This window comes from Cytobacillus sp. FSL R5-0569 (assembly GCF_038007265.1).
In the GTDB taxonomy this organism is placed as follows: domain Bacteria; phylum Bacillota; class Bacilli; order Bacillales; family Cytobacillaceae; genus Cytobacillus; species Cytobacillus kochii.
Genome location: NZ_JBBOWW010000001.1, coordinates 1,800,414 through 1,821,778, shown reverse-complemented (window position 1 = coordinate 1,821,778; position 21,365 = coordinate 1,800,414). Strand labels below are relative to the sequence as shown.

The 21,365-nt window shown below is 35.2% G+C and carries 28 protein-coding genes; 6 read left to right on the top strand and 22 right to left on the bottom strand.

Translation table 11 applies throughout. The features are described 5' to 3' along the window. Positions 1-4: 4 nt before the first annotated feature. Positions 5-217 (bottom strand): biotin/lipoyl-binding carrier protein, encoded by a 213-nt coding sequence (locus MKX78_RS09565; protein ID WP_095369626.1) that lies wholly within the window; start codon positions 215-217, stop codon positions 5-7. Positions 218-240: 23 nt separating this feature from the next. Further along, entirely contained in the window at positions 241-1,587 is a 1,347-nt protein-coding gene (locus tag MKX78_RS09560) for an acetyl-CoA carboxylase biotin carboxylase subunit (RefSeq protein ID WP_307314585.1), read from the bottom strand. Between the two features lie 264 nt (positions 1,588-1,851). Here MKX78_RS09560 and MKX78_RS09555 point away from each other — a divergent pair, with 264 nt between their 5' ends. Beyond that, on the top strand, positions 1,852-2,337 hold the full coding sequence (locus MKX78_RS09555; RefSeq protein WP_095369628.1) for an N-acetyltransferase: 486 nt from the start codon (positions 1,852-1,854) through the stop codon (positions 2,335-2,337). 112 nt (positions 2,338-2,449) lie between these two features. On the opposite strand, the gene MKX78_RS09550 is transcribed toward MKX78_RS09555, so the two are convergent. The 4 genes from MKX78_RS09550 to MKX78_RS09535 all read right to left on the bottom strand — a co-directional run bounded on the left by MKX78_RS09550 (position 2,450) and on the right by MKX78_RS09535 (position 5,080). Then, positions 2,450-3,034: an RsfA family transcriptional regulator gene (locus MKX78_RS09550; RefSeq protein ID WP_095369629.1), complete on the bottom strand. Its 585-nt coding sequence runs from the start codon at positions 3,032-3,034 to the stop codon at positions 2,450-2,452. A gap of 92 nt (positions 3,035-3,126) precedes the next feature. Further along, positions 3,127-3,888: an enoyl-CoA hydratase/isomerase family protein gene (locus MKX78_RS09545; protein WP_307314590.1), complete on the bottom strand. Its 762-nt coding sequence runs from the start codon at positions 3,886-3,888 to the stop codon at positions 3,127-3,129. A gap of 347 nt (positions 3,889-4,235) precedes the next feature. Further along, positions 4,236-4,409 carry a 50S ribosomal protein L32 gene (gene rpmF / locus MKX78_RS09540; protein WP_095369631.1) on the bottom strand — a complete coding sequence of 58 codons (174 nt, stop codon included), beginning with the start codon at positions 4,407-4,409 and terminating at the stop codon, positions 4,236-4,238. A 149-nt stretch (positions 4,410-4,558) separates the two neighbouring features. Continuing rightward, positions 4,559-5,080, bottom strand: a complete 522-nt coding sequence (locus MKX78_RS09535) for a YceD family protein (RefSeq protein WP_095369632.1) — start codon at positions 5,078-5,080, stop codon at positions 4,559-4,561. A 230-nt stretch (positions 5,081-5,310) separates the two neighbouring features. On the opposite strand from MKX78_RS09535, the gene MKX78_RS09530 reads away from it, so the two are divergent. Then, positions 5,311-6,525, top strand: coding sequence for a nucleotidyltransferase (locus MKX78_RS09530; RefSeq protein WP_307314596.1), 1,215 nt, complete (start codon positions 5,311-5,313; stop codon positions 6,523-6,525). 89 nt (positions 6,526-6,614) lie between these two features. Here the strand turns inward: MKX78_RS09530 and MKX78_RS09525 are convergent, their stop codons facing one another. The 3 genes from MKX78_RS09525 to MKX78_RS09515 form a co-directional block, all read right to left on the bottom strand. After that, positions 6,615-6,848, bottom strand: coding sequence for a hypothetical protein (locus MKX78_RS09525; protein WP_307314598.1), 234 nt, complete (start codon positions 6,846-6,848; stop codon positions 6,615-6,617). Between the two features lie 173 nt (positions 6,849-7,021). Next, entirely contained in the window at positions 7,022-8,041 is a 1,020-nt protein-coding gene (locus tag MKX78_RS09520) for a SepM family pheromone-processing serine protease (RefSeq protein WP_341050682.1), read from the bottom strand. Beyond that, entirely contained in the window at positions 8,038-8,826 is a 789-nt protein-coding gene (locus MKX78_RS09515) for a patatin-like phospholipase family protein (RefSeq protein ID WP_307314603.1), read from the bottom strand. Before MKX78_RS09515 ends, MKX78_RS09520 begins: the two co-directional genes overlap by 4 nt. A gap of 313 nt (positions 8,827-9,139) precedes the next feature. Between MKX78_RS09515 and ylbJ the strand changes: the two genes are divergently transcribed. After that, positions 9,140-10,354, top strand: a complete 1,215-nt coding sequence (gene ylbJ, locus MKX78_RS09510) for a sporulation integral membrane protein YlbJ (protein WP_341050678.1) — start codon at positions 9,140-9,142, stop codon at positions 10,352-10,354. Between the two features lie 71 nt (positions 10,355-10,425). Here ylbJ and coaD read toward each other — a convergent pair whose 3' ends face one another. The 3 genes from coaD to MKX78_RS09495 all read right to left on the bottom strand — a co-directional run bounded on the left by coaD (position 10,426) and on the right by MKX78_RS09495 (position 13,212). Then, positions 10,426-10,908: a pantetheine-phosphate adenylyltransferase gene (coaD, locus tag MKX78_RS09505; RefSeq protein ID WP_095369637.1), complete on the bottom strand. Its 483-nt coding sequence runs from the start codon at positions 10,906-10,908 to the stop codon at positions 10,426-10,428. 23 nt (positions 10,909-10,931) lie between these two features. Further along, the gene (gene rsmD, locus MKX78_RS09500; RefSeq protein ID WP_095369638.1) at positions 10,932-11,495 is read right to left on the bottom strand and encodes a 16S rRNA (guanine(966)-N(2))-methyltransferase RsmD; all 564 of its coding nucleotides are present in this window, start codon (positions 11,493-11,495) and stop codon (positions 10,932-10,934) included. A 334-nt stretch (positions 11,496-11,829) separates the two neighbouring features. Then, the gene (locus tag MKX78_RS09495) at positions 11,830-13,212 is read right to left on the bottom strand and encodes a hypothetical protein (protein WP_322909203.1); all 1,383 of its coding nucleotides are present in this window, start codon (positions 13,210-13,212) and stop codon (positions 11,830-11,832) included. A 131-nt stretch (positions 13,213-13,343) separates the two neighbouring features. Here MKX78_RS09495 and MKX78_RS09490 point away from each other — a divergent pair, with 131 nt between their 5' ends. Then, positions 13,344-13,733: a DUF7147 family protein gene (locus MKX78_RS09490; protein ID WP_095369640.1), complete on the top strand. Its 390-nt coding sequence runs from the start codon at positions 13,344-13,346 to the stop codon at positions 13,731-13,733. Positions 13,734-13,783: 50 nt separating this feature from the next. On the opposite strand, the gene MKX78_RS09485 is transcribed toward MKX78_RS09490, so the two are convergent. The 5 genes from MKX78_RS09485 to MKX78_RS09465 form a co-directional block, all read right to left on the bottom strand. After that, positions 13,784-14,059 carry a YlbG family protein gene (locus MKX78_RS09485; protein ID WP_095369641.1) on the bottom strand — a complete coding sequence of 92 codons (276 nt, stop codon included), beginning with the start codon at positions 14,057-14,059 and terminating at the stop codon, positions 13,784-13,786. 123 nt (positions 14,060-14,182) lie between these two features. Next, entirely contained in the window at positions 14,183-14,623 is a 441-nt protein-coding gene (locus tag MKX78_RS09480) for a YlbF family regulator (RefSeq protein WP_095369642.1), read from the bottom strand. Between the two features lie 65 nt (positions 14,624-14,688). Then, positions 14,689-15,120 carry a hypothetical protein gene (locus MKX78_RS09475; RefSeq protein ID WP_095369643.1) on the bottom strand — a complete coding sequence of 144 codons (432 nt, stop codon included), beginning with the start codon at positions 15,118-15,120 and terminating at the stop codon, positions 14,689-14,691. A gap of 89 nt (positions 15,121-15,209) precedes the next feature. After that, positions 15,210-15,449 (bottom strand): YlbE-like family protein, encoded by a 240-nt coding sequence (locus tag MKX78_RS09470; RefSeq protein ID WP_191812444.1) that lies wholly within the window; start codon positions 15,447-15,449, stop codon positions 15,210-15,212. 15 nt (positions 15,450-15,464) lie between these two features. Further along, positions 15,465-15,869 (bottom strand): YlbD family protein, encoded by a 405-nt coding sequence (locus tag MKX78_RS09465; RefSeq protein ID WP_095369644.1) that lies wholly within the window; start codon positions 15,867-15,869, stop codon positions 15,465-15,467. A 200-nt stretch (positions 15,870-16,069) separates the two neighbouring features. On the opposite strand from MKX78_RS09465, the gene MKX78_RS09460 reads away from it, so the two are divergent. Next, entirely contained in the window at positions 16,070-16,558 is a 489-nt protein-coding gene (locus tag MKX78_RS09460) for a PaaI family thioesterase (protein WP_307314616.1), read from the top strand. A gap of 46 nt (positions 16,559-16,604) precedes the next feature. Here MKX78_RS09460 and MKX78_RS09455 read toward each other — a convergent pair whose 3' ends face one another. Beyond that, positions 16,605-17,687 carry a CAP domain-containing protein gene (locus tag MKX78_RS09455; RefSeq protein WP_307314618.1) on the bottom strand — a complete coding sequence of 361 codons (1,083 nt, stop codon included), beginning with the start codon at positions 17,685-17,687 and terminating at the stop codon, positions 16,605-16,607. A 495-nt stretch (positions 17,688-18,182) separates the two neighbouring features. Between MKX78_RS09455 and MKX78_RS09450 the strand changes: the two genes are divergently transcribed. Beyond that, the gene (locus MKX78_RS09450) at positions 18,183-18,542 is read left to right on the top strand and encodes a YugN family protein (protein ID WP_095369647.1); all 360 of its coding nucleotides are present in this window, start codon (positions 18,183-18,185) and stop codon (positions 18,540-18,542) included. Positions 18,543-18,568: 26 nt separating this feature from the next. On the opposite strand, the gene MKX78_RS09445 is transcribed toward MKX78_RS09450, so the two are convergent. The 4 genes from MKX78_RS09445 to ctaF form a co-directional block, all read right to left on the bottom strand. Further along, positions 18,569-18,898 carry a hypothetical protein gene (locus MKX78_RS09445; protein WP_095369648.1) on the bottom strand — a complete coding sequence of 110 codons (330 nt, stop codon included), beginning with the start codon at positions 18,896-18,898 and terminating at the stop codon, positions 18,569-18,571. 309 nt (positions 18,899-19,207) lie between these two features. Further along, entirely contained in the window at positions 19,208-19,675 is a 468-nt protein-coding gene (locus MKX78_RS09440) for a DUF420 domain-containing protein (protein WP_095369649.1), read from the bottom strand. A gap of 184 nt (positions 19,676-19,859) precedes the next feature. Further along, positions 19,860-20,762: a cytochrome c oxidase assembly factor CtaG gene (gene ctaG / locus MKX78_RS09435; protein WP_095369650.1), complete on the bottom strand. Its 903-nt coding sequence runs from the start codon at positions 20,760-20,762 to the stop codon at positions 19,860-19,862. A gap of 269 nt (positions 20,763-21,031) precedes the next feature. Then, entirely contained in the window at positions 21,032-21,364 is a 333-nt protein-coding gene (gene ctaF / locus MKX78_RS09430) for a cytochrome c oxidase subunit IVB (RefSeq protein WP_095369651.1), read from the bottom strand. Between the last annotated feature and the right edge of the window lies 1 nt (position 21,365).

Sequence of the window (21,365 nt, the reverse complement as noted above, 5' to 3'; positions counted from 1 at the left end):
CTCCTTATTCTAAAACTAATAAAGAATCGCCTTCATTTACAAAATCACCGATATTAACTTTTAATTCAGCTACTTTACCGCCTTCATTGCTCTCAACAGGAATTTCCATTTTCATACTTTCTAAGACAAGCACTTCCTGCCCTGCAGTAATTTCATCACCATTTGCAACTAACACATTAAGAACTGTACCTGCCATATTTGCTACGATTTCTTTCATTTTCTTTTCCTCCTTGGATGGTATTACTGTTTTTTTATTAAAGATTTATTTTTCAAAAAATCAGTTGTATATTTACCTTTACTAAAATCTTGATCAGCTAAAATTTCTACAAACAACGGAGCATTCGTTTTAATACCAGAAATTTCTAGATCATTAAAAAATTGTGCTGCCTTTTGTAATGTTTCCTCTCGATTCTCGCCATTTATAATACATTTCGCTATCATTGGATCGTAAAACGGAGTTACTTTAGAACCTTCAACATAGCCATAATCAATACGGATACCATCAAGGTTTCCCCATTTTAGTTTACTAATCGTACCAGGTGAAGGCATAAATGTAACGGGGTCTTCCGCATACAGGCGGAACTCCATCGCATGTCCAACTGATTTGATTTCACTTTGCTTAAGGGGAAGTTCATTTCCTTTAGCAATATCAATTTGCCATTCTACAAGGTCAATCCCGGTGATTTGTTCTGTGACAGGATGCTCGACTTGGAGACGTGTATTCATTTCAAGGAAGTAGAAATTCTCATCCGCATCGACGATAAATTCAACGGTACCAGCATTTTTATAACCTACTGCCTCTCCTGCTTTAATAGCAGTCTCAAGCATCTTATCCCTCGTTTTCATTGAAAGAGAAGGGCTAGGCGATTCCTCAATGACTTTCTGATGCCTTCTTTGAATAGAACAATCTCTTTCAAATAAGCTAACAATTTGTCCCTTATCATCACCAAATATTTGTACCTCAATATGACGACTACCCTCTATACACTTTTCTACAAATACTTCATCACTGCCAAAATATGCTTTCGCTCTTGATTTTGTCGAGGAGAAGGCATTTTTGAGCGCTTGCTCAGTTTCACAGCGCACCATACCGATTCCACCACCGCCCCCACTTGCCTTAAGCATAATAGGGTAACCATATGTTTCAGCTAAAGCCAGAGCAGCTTCAACTGTTACAACACCACTATTGCTACCGGGCACAATAGGTACACCCGCTTTTTCCATCGTTTGCCTAGATATAATCTTATCTCCCATTTTTTCAATTGTGTCAGGGTTTGGACCGATAAAGATAATACCTGCTGCATGAATTCTTCTAGCAAATTCTGCATTTTCCGATAAGAAACCATAGCCTGGATGAATGGCATCAACTTTCTCTGCTAAAGCTATTTGAATGATTTTCTCAACATTTAAATAAGATTGATTGACCGGTGGTGGTCCAATTAAAAATGCTTGATCTGCCTCAATAACAAAAGGCATCTCTTCATCTGCCTCTGAGTATATTGCTACCGTTTCGATCCCCAGTGCTTTACAAGTTTTAATAATTCTTAAGGCAATTTCTCCTCTATTGGCAATTAAAATTTTCTGCAATCATTTATTCTCCCTTCGTTCGTTGTTACATTAACCAAATGCAAATAAAATTAATTTATCGCAATATTCCCTATTTCTACAAGGTTCGCTCTTTTTCCTTCTTTTTTATTGAAAACGCTTACGTTTATTTTTGAACAATACATTTTTATGTCTTGAATGATAAAAGAATGACAGTTTACTAAAGAAATTTTCTTAATATTGTTATATAATGATATAGAGTAAGCGCATTCAATAAATTACATAGGTGTTTTAGGGGGATGAATCATGAGCTATAAAGTTGAAAGACTAAAAGTAAATTACAGAACCTTAGAAGATTTTAAAAAGTTTAAAGAATATGGTCTTCAAGAATTATCAATGCTCGAGGATCTCGAAGGCAATATAATAGAAAACGGAAGCCAATCGCCTTTTTATGGCATTTACTTTGGGGACCTACTTGTTGCCCGCATGAGTCTTTATAAAGTAGAAGCTAAATTCGACCGTTACTTCCAACCTTCTCATGATTATTTAGAACTTTGGAAGCTTGAAGTATTGAAGGATTATCAATCAAAAGGTTATGGAACAGCACTTGTTAACTTCGCCAAGAGCTTTAACCTACCTATTAAGACAAACACAAGAATTAAGTCAAAGGAATTCTGGGAAAAGATGGGCTTCACTTCAGCCCAATATGATATGGATAGGGATTTAGGGGAAAATCCTGTTCTATGGTTTCCCGAAGGTATGGTAAAGGAATCTTTAAAAGAAGACGAATAAACATAAATAGGCACTCCATTAGGATGGAGTGCTCTTTTATGTTTATAATTTAAAATAAAAATGGATAAGGAAATTTAAGTATAAATAGTATCAATAAATTGTAGGATAGAAACTAAACACGAACATTCTTTTCGCGATCGTCCGTTTTTAGTACAACCATTTTTCTTGCCTTCTCCATTATTTCTACAAGCGCCTTATAATCCTGCTCCAATGTTTGTATTTCTTTTAATAACCTTTCATTTTCAGCAGCTAAATAAAATGTTTGTTTTTCTAAAGAAATAATTTTCCCCTCATACTGAGATAATGAGTTTTTTTCAGCAGAATTGGCGTTTTCCGCTTGTTCAAATACAGATTTAAGGCTCTCTACAATTTCATTAAAGCTTAATTGCGGGTGGCTTGTTGAAACATGTTTATCTTTTGCCACCTCTTCAACAACCAATGATGTTAGTTCTGGGTCCTTTTTACGGTTCTTTAATTCTTTCCGTTGTTTCTTTGCTACATCTATCGCTTTCTTATATTGCTTTCTTACATAAGAGTTCCAACGAAACCCACACGCAGCACCTGTTCTTGATAGCTTTTTACCCACTTCTTCAAATGCTTGAAGTTGTGTTCCTCCCCCTCTTATCTGGCGAAGAACGACTTCAGCTAGCAAAACATCTTCATCTTGTGACCACGCATCTTGACGAGTAGAAGACATCCCTAACCCCTCCTAGTAGTGTTTTTATTTCATCTTATGCTTATACTAGAAAAGATAGACTTAAACATGGGATATTCACTCGTTTTCTTTATTTACTTATTTTTTGTTAAAAATTTATTTACCGCTTGATGATGACTTTCCATACTCCAAAGTGTCGAGCAAGTGCGAACTTCTTCTTCCATTCTTTTTTCTAATTGTGTGACCTTCCACTTACGAACAAGGATCTCTTTATAGGCAGATAAAACATTTGTATGAATTCTATTAATGTTGGCAAAGAATTGTTGCACTACTTCCATACTCACTTGATCATAAATAGCATGAATAAAACCTTTATTATACAAGTCTTCTGCCGGGAGTGGCCTAGCTTCCATCAGTAACTTTAAAGCGACTTCGTTCTCCAACTTCTCTAACAATAGGCTACCTCCGCCCCAACCTGTAGTAATGGCTAAAGTACCTTGAATAAAGCCCATTTTCGTTCCTTTTTTAGCGATGCGGAAATCACATGCTGTAGCTAGTTCACAACCACCACCTACTGCAGTTCCATTAATAAGGGCAATTGTCGGCTTGTTGAGTGTAGTGAGCTTATATAAAATCTTTGACATTTTAGATAGCATGTTATAGGCATCTTCTGCAGTGATCAAATTTTGAAAAGCGGATAAGTCACCACCAGAGCAAAAAGCACTCTCTCCTTCTCCAGTGATGACCAACCCTTTTATATTTGCTTCTTGTTTAGTCATTTTAATTACTTTAAGTAGGCCATCCATTACCTCATAATTAATGGCATTTCTCTTATGTTCTCTAGTAATCGTGAATACAAGCAAATTTTCTTCTTTATGTATTGAATAACTGCTCATTATCATCAAATCTCCTTTAAAAAGTATAATTTAACTAAAATAATTAGGAATCCGTTTTGCAAAGCATTTAGGTCCATTGGGCTTATACCTTGGTTTTTCATTATCATTTTTATGTTTGACGGGTTTAAATCCATTATTCCTACTGATTCAGCCTAATAAGATTCCACTTCGAAATGCAGTTCTTTCTCGCTCTAGTATGAACCTTTTCTCAAGTTGTAGATGCGTAATAGGTGATTACGGGTGCTCAAGAATACTCCACTGCATAACCTATCTACTTTTGCCAGCTAAATTGACAATAGAAAAAACGCTGAAGCTTTTATTGCTCCAGCGTTTTGTCATATGAAAAATTAGTTGTTTACAACTTCTTTTCCTTTGTAAGTTCCACAAGCTTTACAAACGCGGTGTGAAAGTTTCATTTCACCACAATTTGGGCATTCTACCATACCAGGAACCTGTAATTTAAAATGGGTACGACGTTGTCTTTTTGCAGTTTTAGATGTTCTTCTAAAAGGTACAGCCATTATTCCCACCTCCTTATAGAGATTTAGAGTCGTTCAAACTTGAGGATTAACTTCTATTAATAAAATAGAGTAGAAAAGACCTCTCTATATTTTGAACATACACTATGAAGAAAAAATTATTAAGACCAGCTTTCACTGTTTTCTTCCAGTTATGAATCAGAAGAATCCTTTTGATTAAGTAGCTGAGCAAGTCCAGCAAGACGTGGATCAATCTTTTCCGTTTTCTCTTGCTCGGAAATGACCTCCCAATCTTTTCCTGATTGAGGAGCGCCCTCTTCACCGCTATCATCGCAGAATACTTGCATAGGGACCTCAAGCACAAGCAGTTCATGTATAATAGGCATCATGTCTATTACATCACCTTGCACTTGATGAACTTCCTCTTCAGTTTCATAATCACTAGCTTTCAAGAGGAATGTTTCAATTGTTTCCACACTAATTGGATATTTAACGTCAACTAATGTGCGAGAACAAGGGAGAATCAAATGACCTTCCATTTTAAAATGGACAATCACTTTCTCAGAATCAATATCTGCTCGACCAGTAATTCTCATTGGTGATGCATCTCTGATTTCAGCATCCATTTTGATTACTTCATCAACATTGACGATTTCATCAAAAGAGAAGTCCTTGCTTCGATATTTCTGTAACTGACTTAAAGTCCATTTCATATAAATCACCCCAAGGCAACAAAGGTAATTATAGCTTTCATATAATTATTTGTCAATATTTTTTCTTTACAGTCAGAAGGTTATTGAAAAGAGATTCATTTATCTCATTTTCTCTTAGTATTGTAACCAATTTTGTTCAATTTGCAAACCTTTATCGTCGATTTATGTAAGCATTAGTGAAATTTTATTTCTTCATTTATAATTAAGATTTAAGAAGGAGTGGTTAACAGATGAAAGCTGTTGGTATTGTCGTTGAATATAATCCTTTTCATAATGGGCATGCCTATCAAGTAGAGCAAGCAAAAAAAGAAACAGGTGCAGACGTGGTGATTTGTGTGATGAGTGGTAATTTCCTGCAAAGAGGAGAGCCGGCAATCGTATCAAAATGGGCACGGGCTGAAATGGCATTGGCTGGTGGTTGTGACCTTGTTTTTGAACTTCCTTTTTCATTTGCGACATCTCAAGCAGATATATTTGCAAATGGAGCCATTTCAATACTCGATGCCACTCTGTGTCAATATTTATCATTTGGTAGTGAGCAAGGTAGTATACAGCCCTTTTTATCAACTTATCGTCAGTTACATCAACATGAAAAGGAGTATAACCAACTGATTAGAAATTATAGTAAAGAAGGCTATAGTTATCCTAAATCTGCATCTCTTGCTTTCCAACAATTGACCATCGATGAAGAAATAGTGGACCTAACTAAACCAAATAATATTCTTGGCTTCCAATACATAAAAGCTATAAAGCAACAAAATGCGAAAATGGAGCCAACAACCATCGCAAGAAAGAATGCCGAGTACCATGATGAAGACTTTAACTCATCAACCATAGCAAGTGCAACTAGCATAAGAAAAAAGATATTTTCTCAAGAAGCAAATATAGAAGAAACTTTTAAATATATGCCGAGAACCTCATATGAAGCCTTGCATTCGTATTATAAAAAGTTTGGAGTTCTGCATCATTGGGAACTGTATTGGCCTATGCTACAATACCGCTTGCTCAGTTCGTCACCTGCTCAACTTAGAGAAATTTATGAGGTTGAAGAAGGAATCGAATTCCGTTTAATCGAAGCGAGCAAGACTTCAACTTCTTTTCAAACATTTATGGAAGCAGTGAAAACAAAACGATATACTTGGACACGCATCCAGAGAATTTGTTTATATATACTTATCAATGCAGGTAAACAATCTATGTCACATTTAAAACAAGCACCATACCTTCGCCTCCTTGGTATGTCCAAAAAAGGAAGGGTTTACTTAAATAAATATAAAGGCGAGTTTAAGCTTCCTCTCATTTCTAAGGTCTCAGACAAAAATCGAGAGTCATTAGCACTAGATCTTAAAGCAACTAGAATATATGCGCTTGCAGCTAATTCTCCACAACAGCAGGAGCTTTTAAAACTTGACTTTAGCCAACCACCAATCATTTATGACAAATGATATAGATACGTGCCGAATGTTTACTGCGAAAAACAATATTTGAGAGATGGTCGAATAAAACTGCTTTTGCTCGTCTATCTCTCATTTTTTTAATCTGGATGGACGCGAAATTCGATTGTGACTGCTATCTTGGCTTTTTTCACTACGGATAGACGCACTTTTCCCTTTTGTTCTGCTATCTTTATCATTTTAATTCTGGATGGACGCGCAAGACCGTTTTGCTTATCTATCTTGAAGTTTTCCACTCCAGATGTACATATAAATTCCTTTGATTGGCTATTTCTAGTTGACCGAGCTAGGTCCTTCTCATCTTCATTCTTCACACTACTTGTACACCTAGGCAATAGAATTCGAATAAATTTACATAGTTTGTATAATTTGGTGTTACTTATAACTAAGCAGAAATAAATCTCATAAAAAAAACGGAGAAATTCTGATGATTGAGCAGAATCTCTCCGTTTATACATTACATGCCCCACACGACAGGGCCTTGGATCTATGATTTATTTTCTACCCCTTCTAAGTACTTCACGGCATCAGCAAAAGTGTCAATTGGGATGATTTTCATATCAGTATCAATATCTTTAGCTGTTTTAACAGCTTCTTTGTAGTTTGACTTATTACTATTATTCTCATTCGGTGCAAAGAAAATGTCTGCGCCGGCATTATCTGCAGCCACAATTTTTTGATCTATTCCACCGATGCGCCCTACTGTGCCATCTGGTGAGATTGTGCCAGTTCCAGCGATTTCATAACCCTTTGTTAAATCTCCCTCAACTAACTGATTATAAATTTCTAATGAAAACATAAAGCCAGCTGATGGACCTCCAATTTCACTTGTATCAATCGCCACTTCTGGATCTACTGATATCTCTTTATCATCCACTAAAGTAATGCCCACACCAGCCTTCCCAGTCGCAGCAATTTTCTCTAGTTCGATATCGGTTTCTCTTTGTTCCCCATTTCTTTCAAACGTAAGGGATATGCTATCATCTTCCGATTTTGATGAAACCATATCAATGAATTGCTCCGAAGATTGAAAAGATTTTCCATCTACTTTTGTTACCCTATCTGATGCTTCAAGTTTCCCTTCTGCTGGCATACCTTCCATAATATTAAGTACATACACACCTTGATAATTGTAATTCACATCTAATCCAGCATGTTGATATGCCACTTCTATGGCTGACTGCTTGGAGTTATCCATTAAGTATAATTGCCTTAACTGATATTCTCTATCTGTTTCATCATCTCTTCGAATATCCTCGATAGGATAAATATGTTGATATTTTTGCCATTTTGCCCATAAATAAGTATAAATATTAGCTTTGCCCATTCTTATAGTCGTAAGCATGAAACTACCTGTAGCGCTGTCACCATTCTCAACTTCAATGATTGGTTCTAATTCTTTCGCCATACCTGGCTTTGAGACATAATAAGGAAGTTGTATAAAAGAAGTAACAAGGACGAGTAATGCTAAGACGAAGAAGGAGCGAGCCCAAATTTTTCTTTTCATTCATTTGGCTCCTTCCAATTTTTGATAATTTCTTTTATTGTGTCGATATATTTGAGCGCTTCCTCTTCTCCTATCTTAATTATTTCATTTATATTTGTAAAAGCTTTTGAACTATACATCTCTACACTTGGTCGAATCATCACATTGGATGCTATTTCACGGTTAATCACATTCTCCATTTGTAAAATATCTAGGCTCTGCATAATAACATCATAAATGGAGTGTATCTCTGTCTGAACATTTACTCTTGAGACATCAACAGCAATAATAATATCTGCGCCCATATCTTTTACAACTGAAACAGGCACACGGTCAATAACCCCTCCATCAACTAGTAGCCGTCCTTCAACCTTTTCAGGTACAAAAATACCAGGAATAGATATACTTGCTCTAACAGCTTCTGCTATTGGCCCGTCTTGAAAAATAACCTTTTCTCCCTTCTGGATGTCAGTTGCGACTACAGAAACAGGAATATTTAAATCTTCTATTTTCTTGTCTTGTGTGAATACACGGATGAATTCCTTCACTCGATTACCAGCGACAAATCCCATTCTAGGGACCGTAAAATCTAAATAATACTTTCTTTTAAAAACAGTGGAAAATTTATATAATGTTTCAATATCTATTCCTGTAGCGTAAAAGCAGCCTACCATTGCCCCCATACTGCTCCCTGCAATCATGTCAATTGGTATATCTTCATCCACAAGCGCTTTTATTACACCAAGATGTGCAAACCCACGCGCACCACCAGATCCGAGAGCAAGACCTATTTTTGGTCGAACCAAAATCTTTCCCTCCAATCCCTTTCATAAAATGATTGTCTTTCTTCTTTAATGTATTGATATCAAACAACCAAATACTATTTATTATCTTATGTATAAATAGTTGCTTTAGTTAACAGACGAATGATTTCATTTTCAGATATTTCCATACTTTTTTTTGTGAAGTTCGAATCTTTTTAAAATGAAGATTCATCAATAGTAAGTAAATGTCATTTTGAAATCAATGGTCTAATTTTTCATCTGTCGTCGTATATTCAATAGAAGAAGGACATGCTTACATTGTGTTCCAGCCGTATTACATAAGGGAGGCTCGTTCGTGTCACGTTCAAAGTTAAAAACATTCATGCTTGCACTTTCGGCATCATTAATCGCCGTTTCACTTATATTATATCCACAAGAATCCGTTGATGCATCGAGAAGGGGCCTCGAAATGTGGTGGGAGATTGTTTTTCCTTCACTTTTACCGTTTTTTATTATAGCCGAGGTTTTAATCGGTTTTGGTGTAGTAAAATTTATTGGTGTACTATTAGAACCACTCATGCGACCACTATTCAGAGTTCCAGGTGTAGGTGGCTTTGTGTTAGCCATGGGAATGGCATCTGGTTATCCAGCTGGAGCAAAGTTCACTGTAAGATTAAGACAAGAGAAACAAATATCACGTCTGGAAGCAGAGCGACTTGTTTCCTTCTCTAACTGTTCCAATCCCTTGTTTATTTTTGGCGCAGTGTCTGTTGGTTTCTTTCATAATACAAAATTAGGGATTATCCTTGCTTTAGCCCATTATCTTGGTAATTTAACTGTAGGTTTAATCATGCGGTTTTACGGACGAAAGGAAGAAAAGAAGAACACTAAGATAGCGACGCCCCCCGCGCGAAAATTTTCATTTAAGGAAGCATTTAATGTCTTACATGAAACAAGATTACAAGAACAGCGTCCATTAGGAAAACTTGTTGGTGATGCTGTAATATCTTCTATTCATACTTTATTAATGATCGGTGGCTTTATTATTTTATTTTCGGTCATAAATAAATTATTATTCCACATCGGCATTACAGACTTTTTCGCTCATGGGCTCGGTTTATTATTATCTATTTTCCAAATCTCCCCTGATTTTAGTAAAGCATTATTTTCTGGCATATTTGAACTGACTCAAGGAAATCAGATGACTGCTCAAGTCGATCATGTTCCGTTGCTACAAAAAGTAATGATCGCCAGTGCTATCTTGGCCTTCTGTGGATTTAGTGTTCAATCACAAGTCGCAAGCATTATCGCTCAATCCGATATTCGTTTTAAGCCATTTTTCATCGCTCGTATTATTCATTCATTTATTGCTGCTTTTTACGCCTACCTTTTTTGGCATTTACTCTACGACCGTGTGTCATTTGAGCAACCATCTAACGCCATACCCGTTTTTCAAGGCGAAGCCTTTACCATATATGATTACATGATAACACTTGGACCTCTCATTACTTTATTTTCTCTTATTATATATATTTTCATCTACTATCGTAGGCATTTTCTTTCCCATTAGTACACGACCTTAAAACTAAAAGATTGTATAAAAAAAGGCAGACACTCCCTGAGTTGATCTGCCTCTTTATTTTACTTAGCGAATTTTTTATGTAGCGCATCTTGTACCACAGCTGGAACGAGGTCAGAAATATCTCCTTGATATTTTGCCACTTCTTTTACGATACTTGAGCTCAAGAAGGAATATTGATTATTCGTCATAACAAAGAATGTTTCAATCTCATCATTTAATACGCGATTCATCGATGTGATTTGCATCTCATATTCAAAGTCAGATACTGCCCTTAGACCGCGAATGATTGCTTTTGCATTTACACTTTTTGCATAATCCACTAATAAACCTTGAAAAGTCCCAACCTTGACATTAGGAATGTCTTTCGTCACTTCTTCAATTAAATGAATTCTTTCTTCAACAGAAAAGAGTGGATTCTTAGAAGAATTATTAAGTAGCACGACATGTATTTCATCAAATACTTTTGCTCCCCTTTTAATAATATCTAAATGGCCAAAAGTAATTGGATCAAAACTTCCTGGGCATACGGCAATCCCGCTCATTTTTATTCCCCCTGCTTTCTAATTTATTCATTAGGTACAATATAACGATAAATGGAAACAGCAATGATACCATAGCTTTCATACTTTACTTGTTCTAAGTCCCCGCATAATGTGGGTAATTGTATATCCGAGCTATGTTCACACATTATAATGCCACTTTGCTTTAGTAACCTCTGTTGACTAATGATTTCTAACAATTTAACGAGTTGCTGCTTTTTGTAAGGTGGATCAAGGAAGATATAATCAAATTGCAACTCCCTTTTCATAATGGCTTTTAAAGCTCTTTCTGCGTCATTTCTATAAACTTCAACGTCTTCTTCGATTTTACAAATTCGTAAATTTTCATGTACTGTATGTATTGCTTTGCTATCACGATCAACGAAAATCGCTTTTTCTACACCTCTACTTAATGACTCAATCCCAAGGCCGCCACTTCCAGCGAACAAATCAAGTGCAATGCCACCATCAAAATAGGGTCCTATCATATTAAAGATTGCTTCTTTTACTTTATCAGTTGTTGGTCTTGTTGATTTGCCAGGAACGGCTTTAAGTTGCATTCCTTTATATTGACCAGATACTACCCGCATACTACTACTCACCACTTATTCTAAATTCAATTTTTCTTCATCATCCTACCATACTTTTTATAGGAAACAAACTCATATTCTCCTAAGTATTTCAAGAGATGTCGAATAAAAATGTATAACAATGTCTTATATGGAGATAATGAAATTAACAGCATCTAAACGATGTTGTTGCCAACCGCGGAGAAGACTTACGTTTCCCCATAAGTTCTTCCTCCGGTTTCTCCTCTCCCTTTACCTTCTGCCTATTAGATGGTTGGAAGGACCCTGTAGGTTTTTGCTACAGGGATTTTTTTATTTTTATCGACGGTGAACTCATTCCACATATGCTTTCCTTTTACATGTCAAAATAAACTTTATTACCCTCTTCTCTGAAGTTTATATGAAAAATAGACTGGAGCCATTTTTTTTCTAAATAATACTCTCCATTCATCTTTTTCAGTGGATGTTCTAACAAGCCAAAAACCTCTTCGTTTCTTATAAAAATCGACTGGTCTGAATATAGACGATAAACATCTTTGTCATTAAAGATTGCCCATTCCGTTTCAGATAAACGCTCTGTTTCAAACTCGAGGAATGACATTGTCTTTTGTAGAGGTACCCACTCTATTCCATCAATTTCAATTACTTTCACAGTTAATTTTTTATTATTCCAATGATAATCTTTCATTGTATATAATTCTAAAGAAACCGGTTGTTTATTCCTTAATAATTCAGCAAAGAAGTTCGTTTGTTTTCCCGTTATTTGATAAAGTATCTCATCCATATCTTCTGGTACGAAACTTTCATCCAAGTCGGAAATATTGGCAACAAGCTGTTCCAACTCACTTGAAGTTAGCTTTTCTTTTAGTTCGTTAAAAGCATACATACTTAAATCAAACCGAGGATTTTCATCAATAATAAATGAGGTTAACAAATCCAATAACCATTCTATTTCTTCACTTTCAATAGAATGGAAATAGAGAGCGTCTACTAATTCTCTTTCTAATAATTCTCCACTAGGTAAAATGAGAATGCCTCCAAATAGACCACTTTTCAACTGATTAGTTGTAATGATACTTAAAAAGTTTGCTTCTTTTACCTTTTCTTCATGTTTTTGTATCAGTTCTTTGATCTCAGGATAGTGATTACCATAGTACGAATACTGCGTTTCGTTTCGCTCGGTGTTTATTTCTTCATTATACCAAAGCAGTGCCGGATTGTTGGTCTTACCAGAAAAGAAGTAATAATCTATTAGATCCTCTTTTACGAACCCAGATAAAGGAATACCAGCCAGCCACTTTCCATTTCGATGGTGAGATTCAATGATTTTTAATTCCACATGATCTATAGTGACACCCTTTAATTGAAATAACCAATCACGAATCAAAGTGTTAGTCTTTTTATTTAGAGGCAAACTATAGGTAATATGTAACTGACTACCTTTAGTTTCAATTATATTTTCAGCTCGCCAAACTCTCTTACACTCATCTTTATCATTATATGTACATGTCCAATTTGAAGCTTTCTCCGGTACGATTATTTCGTAAATGGATTTGTCAGATAAACTAGAAATCGTTTGAAAGACTTGCACAGATTTTTCATCTGAATGAATGGTAACATTTGTTTGTGCACTTTCTTGTGCATTGACAGTTTGCTCATCTGTTATGAATTGGTCCCATTGGTTAAAAAATATACAGAGAATAATGATAACAAAAAGAATAGAAATGACCTTTTTCATCTTGTGCTCCCTTACTACTCATTCAAGAGATAATTGTACCTAATTATATATAAACACCGAATATCCTTCTAATCAATAAAAAAAAATGATAAAGTAGGGAAGTGTTGATTAAACATAAAAGGAGAACAAATATGATTCAAAGATTTATTGAACTCGGAGAAGGGTTTTCTGACATTTATGAATTGATAGAGATAGCGAAAAGGAATGATGACCGCCTTAAACATATGATGGTTTTACATACAACCATAAATGACAAGGCGATGAGTTCACTTATCGTGATATTAAACCCACCTGCTGAAGGTAAATTCCAACCTATATATATATGCAGAGAAGGCGTGCCAAATCATACAATCAAACCTAATAAACGCTTTCAATTATTTGCGGATACAGCGAAAGAGTTAAATAAAGAACTCATCCAATTCAATGTGAAACCTTCGACACTTTTCTCTGAGAAAGACTTATATTTTCAACATTTAATCGCTATTTTCAGGTTAAATCACTATTTACCTGCACTAACTTAAACAAACCTAGGCACTATATTTACTATATGTGCCTAGGTTTGTTTAAGTTGTTAAATGCCCATCTTATAATCATACTCTTTTGCTTTATCTGGTTTTGCGTTTTCAAATTCAGTTTTTAAAAAAGGTTTGTATGAAGGTTCAACTTTTTTAACAAACGAATATGAACTAATCTTTTCAGTTAAAGCGTCGATATCCTCCATGTTACAATAAACAACTACGTACTTTAACCGTTTCGATACAAAATGAACGTTCCCAAAGCGACGTAACATTTTCGCTTGCTTTAATGAATAAAGCCAAACAATTAAACCTTGCCTCTCTCCAAGCATAATACTTCCCCTTTTGTTCAAATGATTGTTATTAGTCTAGCATATATTTCATTATTTTTACAATGTGATTGATTTTTTCATTCTCTATCTTTTTAAAAAAACAGTGCGGTCATGACCGCACTGTTAAGCAGAACAGCTACATGCTCCGCCTGATCCACAACCACCCGAACAAGCATTATCAAAAAATGGGTTACCTGTTGGGACTTTAATATGTTGAGACACAGAGTGACTTATAATGACGCTAATTTCGTCAAGCAAACTCTGTAACTCTGTTTCCGATTGCCTATACGCTGCAACATACGGATCCATATCCATTTCTCTCTTTAACTGACGTATAGACATCGTAACTCTTTTATAATCAGGATGATACTTACCAAATCGTTGTACATCCTCATAAAGATCTTTCATTTCAACAAATTGACGAATCTTTTCCTGAGTTTCAGGATTTGATTGCATCTCCTTGAGGCATTGCTTGTATTGAGTAGCTTCCTCAGACTTGACAATCATCGTGACAATCTCATCGGCTACGTCCAATATCTCTAATCTTTCTAAAGTAGCAAGCATCTGGAAGCTCACCTCCACTTTTCATCATATCATGGAATACCTAAAATCTAAAGTACTGAGAAGAATTATTCCACTTGTACGATAAATTCTTTTGTCAAAAAGTAAAGCGCGGGATCACTACTCACTACTTCTAGTTTGATATGATGTTTCCCTTGTGACAACCCTTTTATTTTGAAAGCTGCGCGGTTGATTTCTTCTGTTTTCTCCCCATCAACATAAACAATAAACTTTCCCTTCACCCCTTGTCGATCTTCTCTAAATGTTATCCCATCAACAATACATTCAATAAATACATCGTTACCTTCCACTAAATGCTTGACGAAGAAATCTTGTGGCCCTTTTGCCATTGCCGTTGTTACCGGAATAGATTCTCTAATTTCAAGCCCCTTAACAGGAGCTAGTATGCTATTTGTTTCTGGCTCTGGAATATCTTTGGTGCAAGCTACTAATAAGATGAATAAAATACAAAGCGAGAAGTATTGATATATTTTCTGCAAGCTCATCAACCCTTTTTATTATGTATTATTTGCTTTTACATAATAATTACTCATAAAAAATAGCCTTCTTCCTAAGCGAAGAAGACCATTTATGATTGACTGTTCATTGCTTGAAACATGCTCATCATCATAGATGCCATCTGAACCCCATTAGAAAACTTTTCTACATGATGAGGAATTGTTTTTTTATGATAATGTAAAGACGCTACTTCTAATTTCTGTATTTCTGTTGGGTTTCGCGATAACGTTCGATACCACTGTGGCTGTTCTCTAACGAACTTTTTTAATTCTTCATTTTGTTGAATATACTCTCTTATATCTTTACGCAAAGATTTTCACCTTCTTTAATCTTTTTTAAATGCAAATGGATTTGGCTTTTGAGCAATTGAATTTGATTTAGTAGAGCTTTTAGAGGATGTAGCTCCTCCTTGAAATTGTGATAACACCCCTTGAATTGCACCGAGAGCCTGGCTCATATTTGTAATATAACCTTGTACTTGATTAACATCCATGTTTTTTACAGTTCCCATCACTTGATTGATCCAATCTTGTTTGTTTTCAGTAGTGGTTTCGGAAGAATCACTCTTCTGATCACGCACATCTTGCTCATCATCTTCCAATAGGTACCATTCTTCATACAATTGCTGCATCGACTTTTTGCCGGACCTCACTTCTTTTAGTACTGATGGATTCTTTTTCACATAAGACTTAAACCGTTCCACAGTTGGGTGCAATTGTTTCTGTGCCACTATTATTCACCTCGTTTTCGTTACAAATGCCTACTTTATTGTATGAGTGCACCTCCATAATAGTGATAAATTTCTATATTTCTATTGGTTAGGTTTCTGTTACGATAAAGATAAGCACATATACAAAACTTCATTTTATTGGAATGAGGATGAAAACGTTATGCTTAAAGTTAATGATATAACAAGGAGTTTCACAAATTATGACAAAGAAAGATTTCTTACTTCAAAAGTTTTCACAAATTATTGCCGAGACTAATGACAAAGATTTAGCGTTAATCGATAGTATTGTGGATAGTTTAGAAAGAGAGCAAAATGGGGCTAATCGTTCATATATTGAAGCATTTATGAATGTAGAAGAACAGTTAGAAGATGATGCTGTTACAATTTCCATCCCTATTACACCTTTACTTTATAATCCGCTTGGTATTGTTCACGGAGGTATGATTGCTACACTCATTGATACTGCAATGGGTACTCTAAGCAATGAAGCAGCTCCGTTAGATAAGGTGGCAGTGACTACACAATTAAACATTCATTATTTAGCTGCAATTAAAGGCAACAACCTTACTTGTCATGCAACAATCACTCATAGAGGAAGTCGTATGATGGTCCTCTCTGCAGTCGTTGAAAGAGACGACGGTAAGAAGGTTGCAACTGCTTCCTCTAACTTTTTTGTTATCGGAAAGTGAACAAAAAAAAGACGTGCACTCATCATACAATGAGTATGCCACGTCTTTATTCTTGTTCCCATTTTTCAATAAAGTTTTGTGTGAAGTGCTTCTTATGAACACCTACACCAATGTGAGTAAATTGTTCGTTCAATAAAGTTTCACGATGCGCACTACTATTTAACCATCCCTCCATTACTGAAGGTGCATCTACATAATTAGCAGCGATATTTTCACCAGCAGATAGATAAGCAACCTCGCCCGCTTTTAGGCGATCTGACAGTTCACCATATTCATCCGACGTATGCGAAAAGGCTTCACTTTCATACATATCCACACTGTGGTTATATGCTACTTCTTGGGTCTGCTCATCTAAGCTAAGCTCATTCACATTATATCTTTCTCTCATTACGTTTGTAATATCAATAATCTGCTGCTCCATTCCTCGATTGATAGCGGCTTCTTCCTCTTCTTCTATATCATTTACGACAAATAACTCGCCCCTATAAACTAATTCATAAGGCCTTAACATCACGAAAGACTCATCATTTAGAAAACGTACACTAGAAAGCGTACCTGTAAATTTATCTAAATAAAGTAATGCATAATAATCGCCAATTCTAATAATTGGTCTCATATTCATGTCCGCTTCTGATAACTCAAAGCGATAAACACTACCTTCGAATTCAATTTCTATATTTGTTTCTGCATATAACGAAGAATAAATTTCTCCTGATGGTTGTCCTATTTTAAAAGGGGTAACATCCACTTCTTCACCTGTGGCAAATATGGAAATAACTTTCCCTTCCCATATACCGACTTGTATATATTCATGGTTGCCATTCGGATAAATCCACCATTCATAGCCTTGAAGTGTAGGATCAATCCGTTCCGGTTCACCAAACTCTTTCTTTATATCCGAAGCTTTTGACCCCATTAAAGTAAGCAACCCTTCTTCAGGCATCTCAGCAACCATTGACTCTTCATCCTGTTGATTACCTATCGTCTCATCTTGAGCAACTTCTGTACCCTCATCACTCAACAGCAGTTGATCTTCACTACTAAAATCTAAGTATAACCATATAACGGTAAGAGCCAATATCAGTACAAATACGCGTAATACACTCTTCAGAGAACTTGCACCTCCCATGACTTCTTTTAAACCCGGACACTTCTATTATATCCATGTCATAAACATGAGTATCGTTAAGAATCACATAACTTCCAATCTTTCCAATACACGAAAAAGTATTTTTTATAACATATGTTTAAATATAGTATATCATCACATAGAAATGGATAATAGCAAGTTGTTTATGAATTAAGAAAACCTTTACAACAACTATAAGGTACGCTTCAATAAAGAAGCTAATTTAAATTGTTTAAAAATCTCGATTTAAAGGTTTATACATCTTATTATACATGGAAATGAACTTTATATCATTAACCTCTATATGTATCATTCTTTTCACTAATTTTTTCATTATACATATATGAAGGATGTTGGGAATACTAGTGTTAGGTGAATATAATGATCCATTTGAAAAAGATTGCAACTTGTCCATTTTTCAACTATTATTAAATTTGAGATGATTCAATATTGGTTCTGTTTACCAATTGTTTTTTTCAGGAGGGATTGATTATTATGAAGCTTGAAAATACGGGTTTAGAAAACAAGCAAGTTGAACTAAAGCGACTAGATGACCTAATGGATTCTTATCAGTTAGTACGTGCAGGACAGTGGGATTATGAAAGAGTTACATACGATCGAAAATTTGAATTAAAAGAAGGAATCTACTATCTTCGTGTATTTGGACATGCAGTCGAAGGGGACGTTGGCGCTAGAAAGGCGACGATTCAATTACTTACTCCTTTATTAGGCAAACATTATTATCCTCATGGAGTAGAATATGGGGATGGCGAACACTTTCCACAATCACTTGTTAAGCAATCTGAAAAGATCCTAACAGACATTAATAATGATTTAGAACAAATACTTAAGTAAGCAAAAAAAACGTGAAGAACAAATCTTCACGTTTTTTCTATCGAATCGATAGAGCAATGCTCTATTTTCAAAACCACCTTACCAACGCGAAGTCCAGTCAATAATCGAATATCTTCAATAATTTGTTTTTGTAAAATCATCAAATCTGTTAATACTTCTTTATAAGGTCTAATACTTAATCTTACTTCAATTATCACCTGATCATCTAATCGCGTAATAATATCTTCACTACTTCTTCTAATTAACCTTACCTTTTCCTCTGCACCATCCATTTGAAGATAGCGTATATTGGATTCTACAATGGATGAAATGATAAATTTGCGTACTTTTTGTTTTTCCACATCTCGCTTTTCCAATTGCATCATCCATTCATTTCTGAATTCAACCTTATTAAGTAAAGGATATTATAGTTAATGCAGTTTGATCTCATTTTGTTCTGCTATGTTTACAAAAAGTACTCTTTAGACAGTAACCTAAAAACTTCCTGTTTCTTACTATTTGATGGTCTTACTTACTTTATTCTCATTTATTCTTTCTTCATTTACAGTTTTATGTATTACTGTGTCAAGTATTGACATGGAAATACAAGCAAGCAAAAAAAGTCCGAACCTATTCGAATGATACTAGCACTCGAATAAGCTCGGACTTACATGACTTTGGACTTTTTAGAATCCGAATATCGCTTTGATTAATGATGTTGTTTCTCCGCCATGATAAAAAACATATAGTAGTAAATAAACGGCTACCCCCGTAATGGCAGTAGCAAACCAAATAATACTTGTAAAGGGACCGATCTTTCTATGAAGCTTTAACTTATTCTTATATCCCGTATACAAGTTAATGATTCCAAGTACCGCTCCTGATGTGGCCAATGTAATATGAAAGACAAGAAAAAGGGTATAATAAATTTTTATATCATCAGGGCCACCAAATGATGTATTTCCGATAAAGATTGTTCGACTAGCATAAATAATAAAGAATATGATGGCAAAAATGCCAGCTAATGTCATCGATTTTTTATGTGCGTCAATTTTTCTCTTACTAATTTGAACCCAACCAATTGCCACCATAATGGCACTTAACACGATAAAGGTTGTACTGATTGTTGGTAAGACAGGCAATGAATGCTCCATAGTAACTTCCTTTCTCTTATCAAACTTCCTATATGTACTTTATTCTTCATATAATTACATGAAGAAGCTATGCTCATTTTATAAAAGTATTCCTTCTTTTTCAATCATGATTGAATGGTTTTCGTAAAAGTTCTTTAATTGTTCAAAAATGGAGCCTACCTTAGTAGCTAGGTAGGCTCGAGATTTATTCCACTGTTCTTGGGTTCATGAGCTGATTTTCAGCTTCTTTCTCCTCTGACTGTTCTTTGCGATACCATTCAAAAAATACAAGAGCCAAAACATATCCATAAACAATTTCCTGTATAATTTTCATAATAACGCCGCCTAACTGCTGATCATGCAGTAGAGACATACTATTAAACATTTCTGGCCCACTTAAATTTAATCCTGCGAGGGTTCCTGTAGGAACACAGAGAGCTAATGCTTGTCCCCATGCATGTGGATCAGAATACGTTGCATACATCGGTGCGTCTGCAAATATGATCAGTGCACAAGCAGGTGTTAATAGAATACCATCTGCAAAAATATAACCGACTTTTTTTAGCCCACTTATTCTTTGCTGCTCAGGTAACGGCGTGATAAGTGGCCACCACATACATATAGCAAAGAGAAATAAGATGATTGTATAAACTGTATGCAAAGTCATATCTACTTTAATTACATCAAAAATCAATGGGATATGGTAAAAAGAAAATAAGCCATTAAAAAAGATTAAAGCAATTAATGGTTTTGTAAAAAAGCGAAACAATGGTTTTATGATTGGTAAGGCAATAAAGGAACGCCACATCCATTTAGGAATTCCGTAAATAAACAAGATTGGCACAACTAAATAGAGTACACCCATTTGAATCATATGTGCATAAAACATCAAATGTCCCATTAGATCAAGCGGAGATCCCTTAATCAGATATAAGACTAAGATTGCACTTGAAAAGAATAGCGCTTCTTTCTTATGTAATGGTTCACTATTTGCAAAACGGTGGCGAAACTTAACGGTCACTAAAAAATACAAAATTAACAACAAGACCAATGCTAGAAGAAAATACGGACTCCATAATGCTCTAAATCCAAAAATACTAAGTGGCATTCTTACGTCACCTCATTTTATGTAATACTACAGGCCATCATTATTGTTTCTGATATCAATGTCTATTATACGCTTGTCTTAAAGACCGTGGCAACCCACTTTATGGAATCGGTGTCAACATCTTACCTTGATTGTTGTAACTGTCATAAATTTTTAAGAATTGTAGCTCAATTTTGTTATTCATCTATTACATGAATTAATTAGCAATCTATTTTAACCATTTTTAACCCACAAAAAAAACGACTGAAATTTATCAGCCGTTTTTCATTTTACCACCAAATAATTGTCATGAATGCCAGCAGAGTAATGAAAGCTACAAAGACACCTGAATACAGGAACAATGCAGGAGCTTCATGTCCTTTATGGCTCATATGCATGAAATAATATAGTTGGAAGCCTACTTGAACGATTGCTAGTACTAAGATAAACGGAATGGTAAACCATCCGGAAATATCATAGCCAACAGCAATGAAAGCCACAAATGTTAAAAAGATCATCATTGCAAATGAAACAACCTGATATCTCATTTCCTCTGCGCTTTTTCTGCGACGATATTCAATGTCAACTTTTGGGTTACCTGAGTTTAATTCTTCATTTGCCATC

Bases quoted from the DNA above. Each gene is read 5' to 3' on its own strand.
- MKX78_RS09565 (WP_095369626.1), bottom strand. From the start codon at position 217: ATGAAAGAAATCGTAGCAAATATGGCAGGTACAGTTCTTAATGTGTTA.
- MKX78_RS09555 (WP_095369628.1), top strand. From the start codon at position 1,852: ATGAGCTATAAAGTTGAAAGACTAAAAGTAAATTACAGAACCTTAGAA.
- MKX78_RS09550 (WP_095369629.1), bottom strand. From the start codon at position 3,034: ATGTCTTCTACTCGTCAAGATGCGTGGTCACAAGATGAAGATGTTTTG.
- MKX78_RS09545 (WP_307314590.1), bottom strand. From the start codon at position 3,888: ATGAGCAGTTATTCAATACATAAAGAAGAAAATTTGCTTGTATTCACG.
- rpmF (WP_095369631.1), bottom strand. From the start codon at position 4,409: ATGGCTGTACCTTTTAGAAGAACATCTAAAACTGCAAAAAGACAACGT.
- MKX78_RS09535 (WP_095369632.1), bottom strand. From the start codon at position 5,080: ATGAAATGGACTTTAAGTCAGTTACAGAAATATCGAAGCAAGGACTTC.
- MKX78_RS09530 (WP_307314596.1), top strand. From the start codon at position 5,311: ATGAAAGCTGTTGGTATTGTCGTTGAATATAATCCTTTTCATAATGGG.
- MKX78_RS09520 (WP_341050682.1), bottom strand. From the start codon at position 8,041: ATGAAAAGAAAAATTTGGGCTCGCTCCTTCTTCGTCTTAGCATTACTC.
- coaD (WP_095369637.1), bottom strand. From the start codon at position 10,908: ATGAGCGGGATTGCCGTATGCCCAGGAAGTTTTGATCCAATTACTTTT.
- rsmD (WP_095369638.1), bottom strand. From the start codon at position 11,495: ATGCGGGTAGTATCTGGTCAATATAAAGGAATGCAACTTAAAGCCGTT.
- MKX78_RS09495 (WP_322909203.1), bottom strand. From the start codon at position 13,212: ATGAAAAAGGTCATTTCTATTCTTTTTGTTATCATTATTCTCTGTATA.
- MKX78_RS09490 (WP_095369640.1), top strand. From the start codon at position 13,344: ATGATTCAAAGATTTATTGAACTCGGAGAAGGGTTTTCTGACATTTAT.
- MKX78_RS09485 (WP_095369641.1), bottom strand. From the start codon at position 14,059: ATGCTTGGAGAGAGGCAAGGTTTAATTGTTTGGCTTTATTCATTAAAG.
- MKX78_RS09480 (WP_095369642.1), bottom strand. From the start codon at position 14,623: ATGCTTGCTACTTTAGAAAGATTAGAGATATTGGACGTAGCCGATGAG.
- MKX78_RS09460 (WP_307314616.1), top strand. From the start codon at position 16,070: ATGACAAAGAAAGATTTCTTACTTCAAAAGTTTTCACAAATTATTGCC.
- MKX78_RS09455 (WP_307314618.1), bottom strand. From the start codon at position 17,687: ATGGGAGGTGCAAGTTCTCTGAAGAGTGTATTACGCGTATTTGTACTG.
- MKX78_RS09450 (WP_095369647.1), top strand. From the start codon at position 18,183: ATGAAGCTTGAAAATACGGGTTTAGAAAACAAGCAAGTTGAACTAAAG.
- MKX78_RS09440 (WP_095369649.1), bottom strand. From the start codon at position 19,675: ATGGAGCATTCATTGCCTGTCTTACCAACAATCAGTACAACCTTTATC.
- ctaG (WP_095369650.1), bottom strand. From the start codon at position 20,762: ATGCCACTTAGTATTTTTGGATTTAGAGCATTATGGAGTCCGTATTTT.
- ctaF (WP_095369651.1), bottom strand. From the start codon at position 21,364: ATGGCAAATGAAGAATTAAACTCAGGTAACCCAAAAGTTGACATTGAA.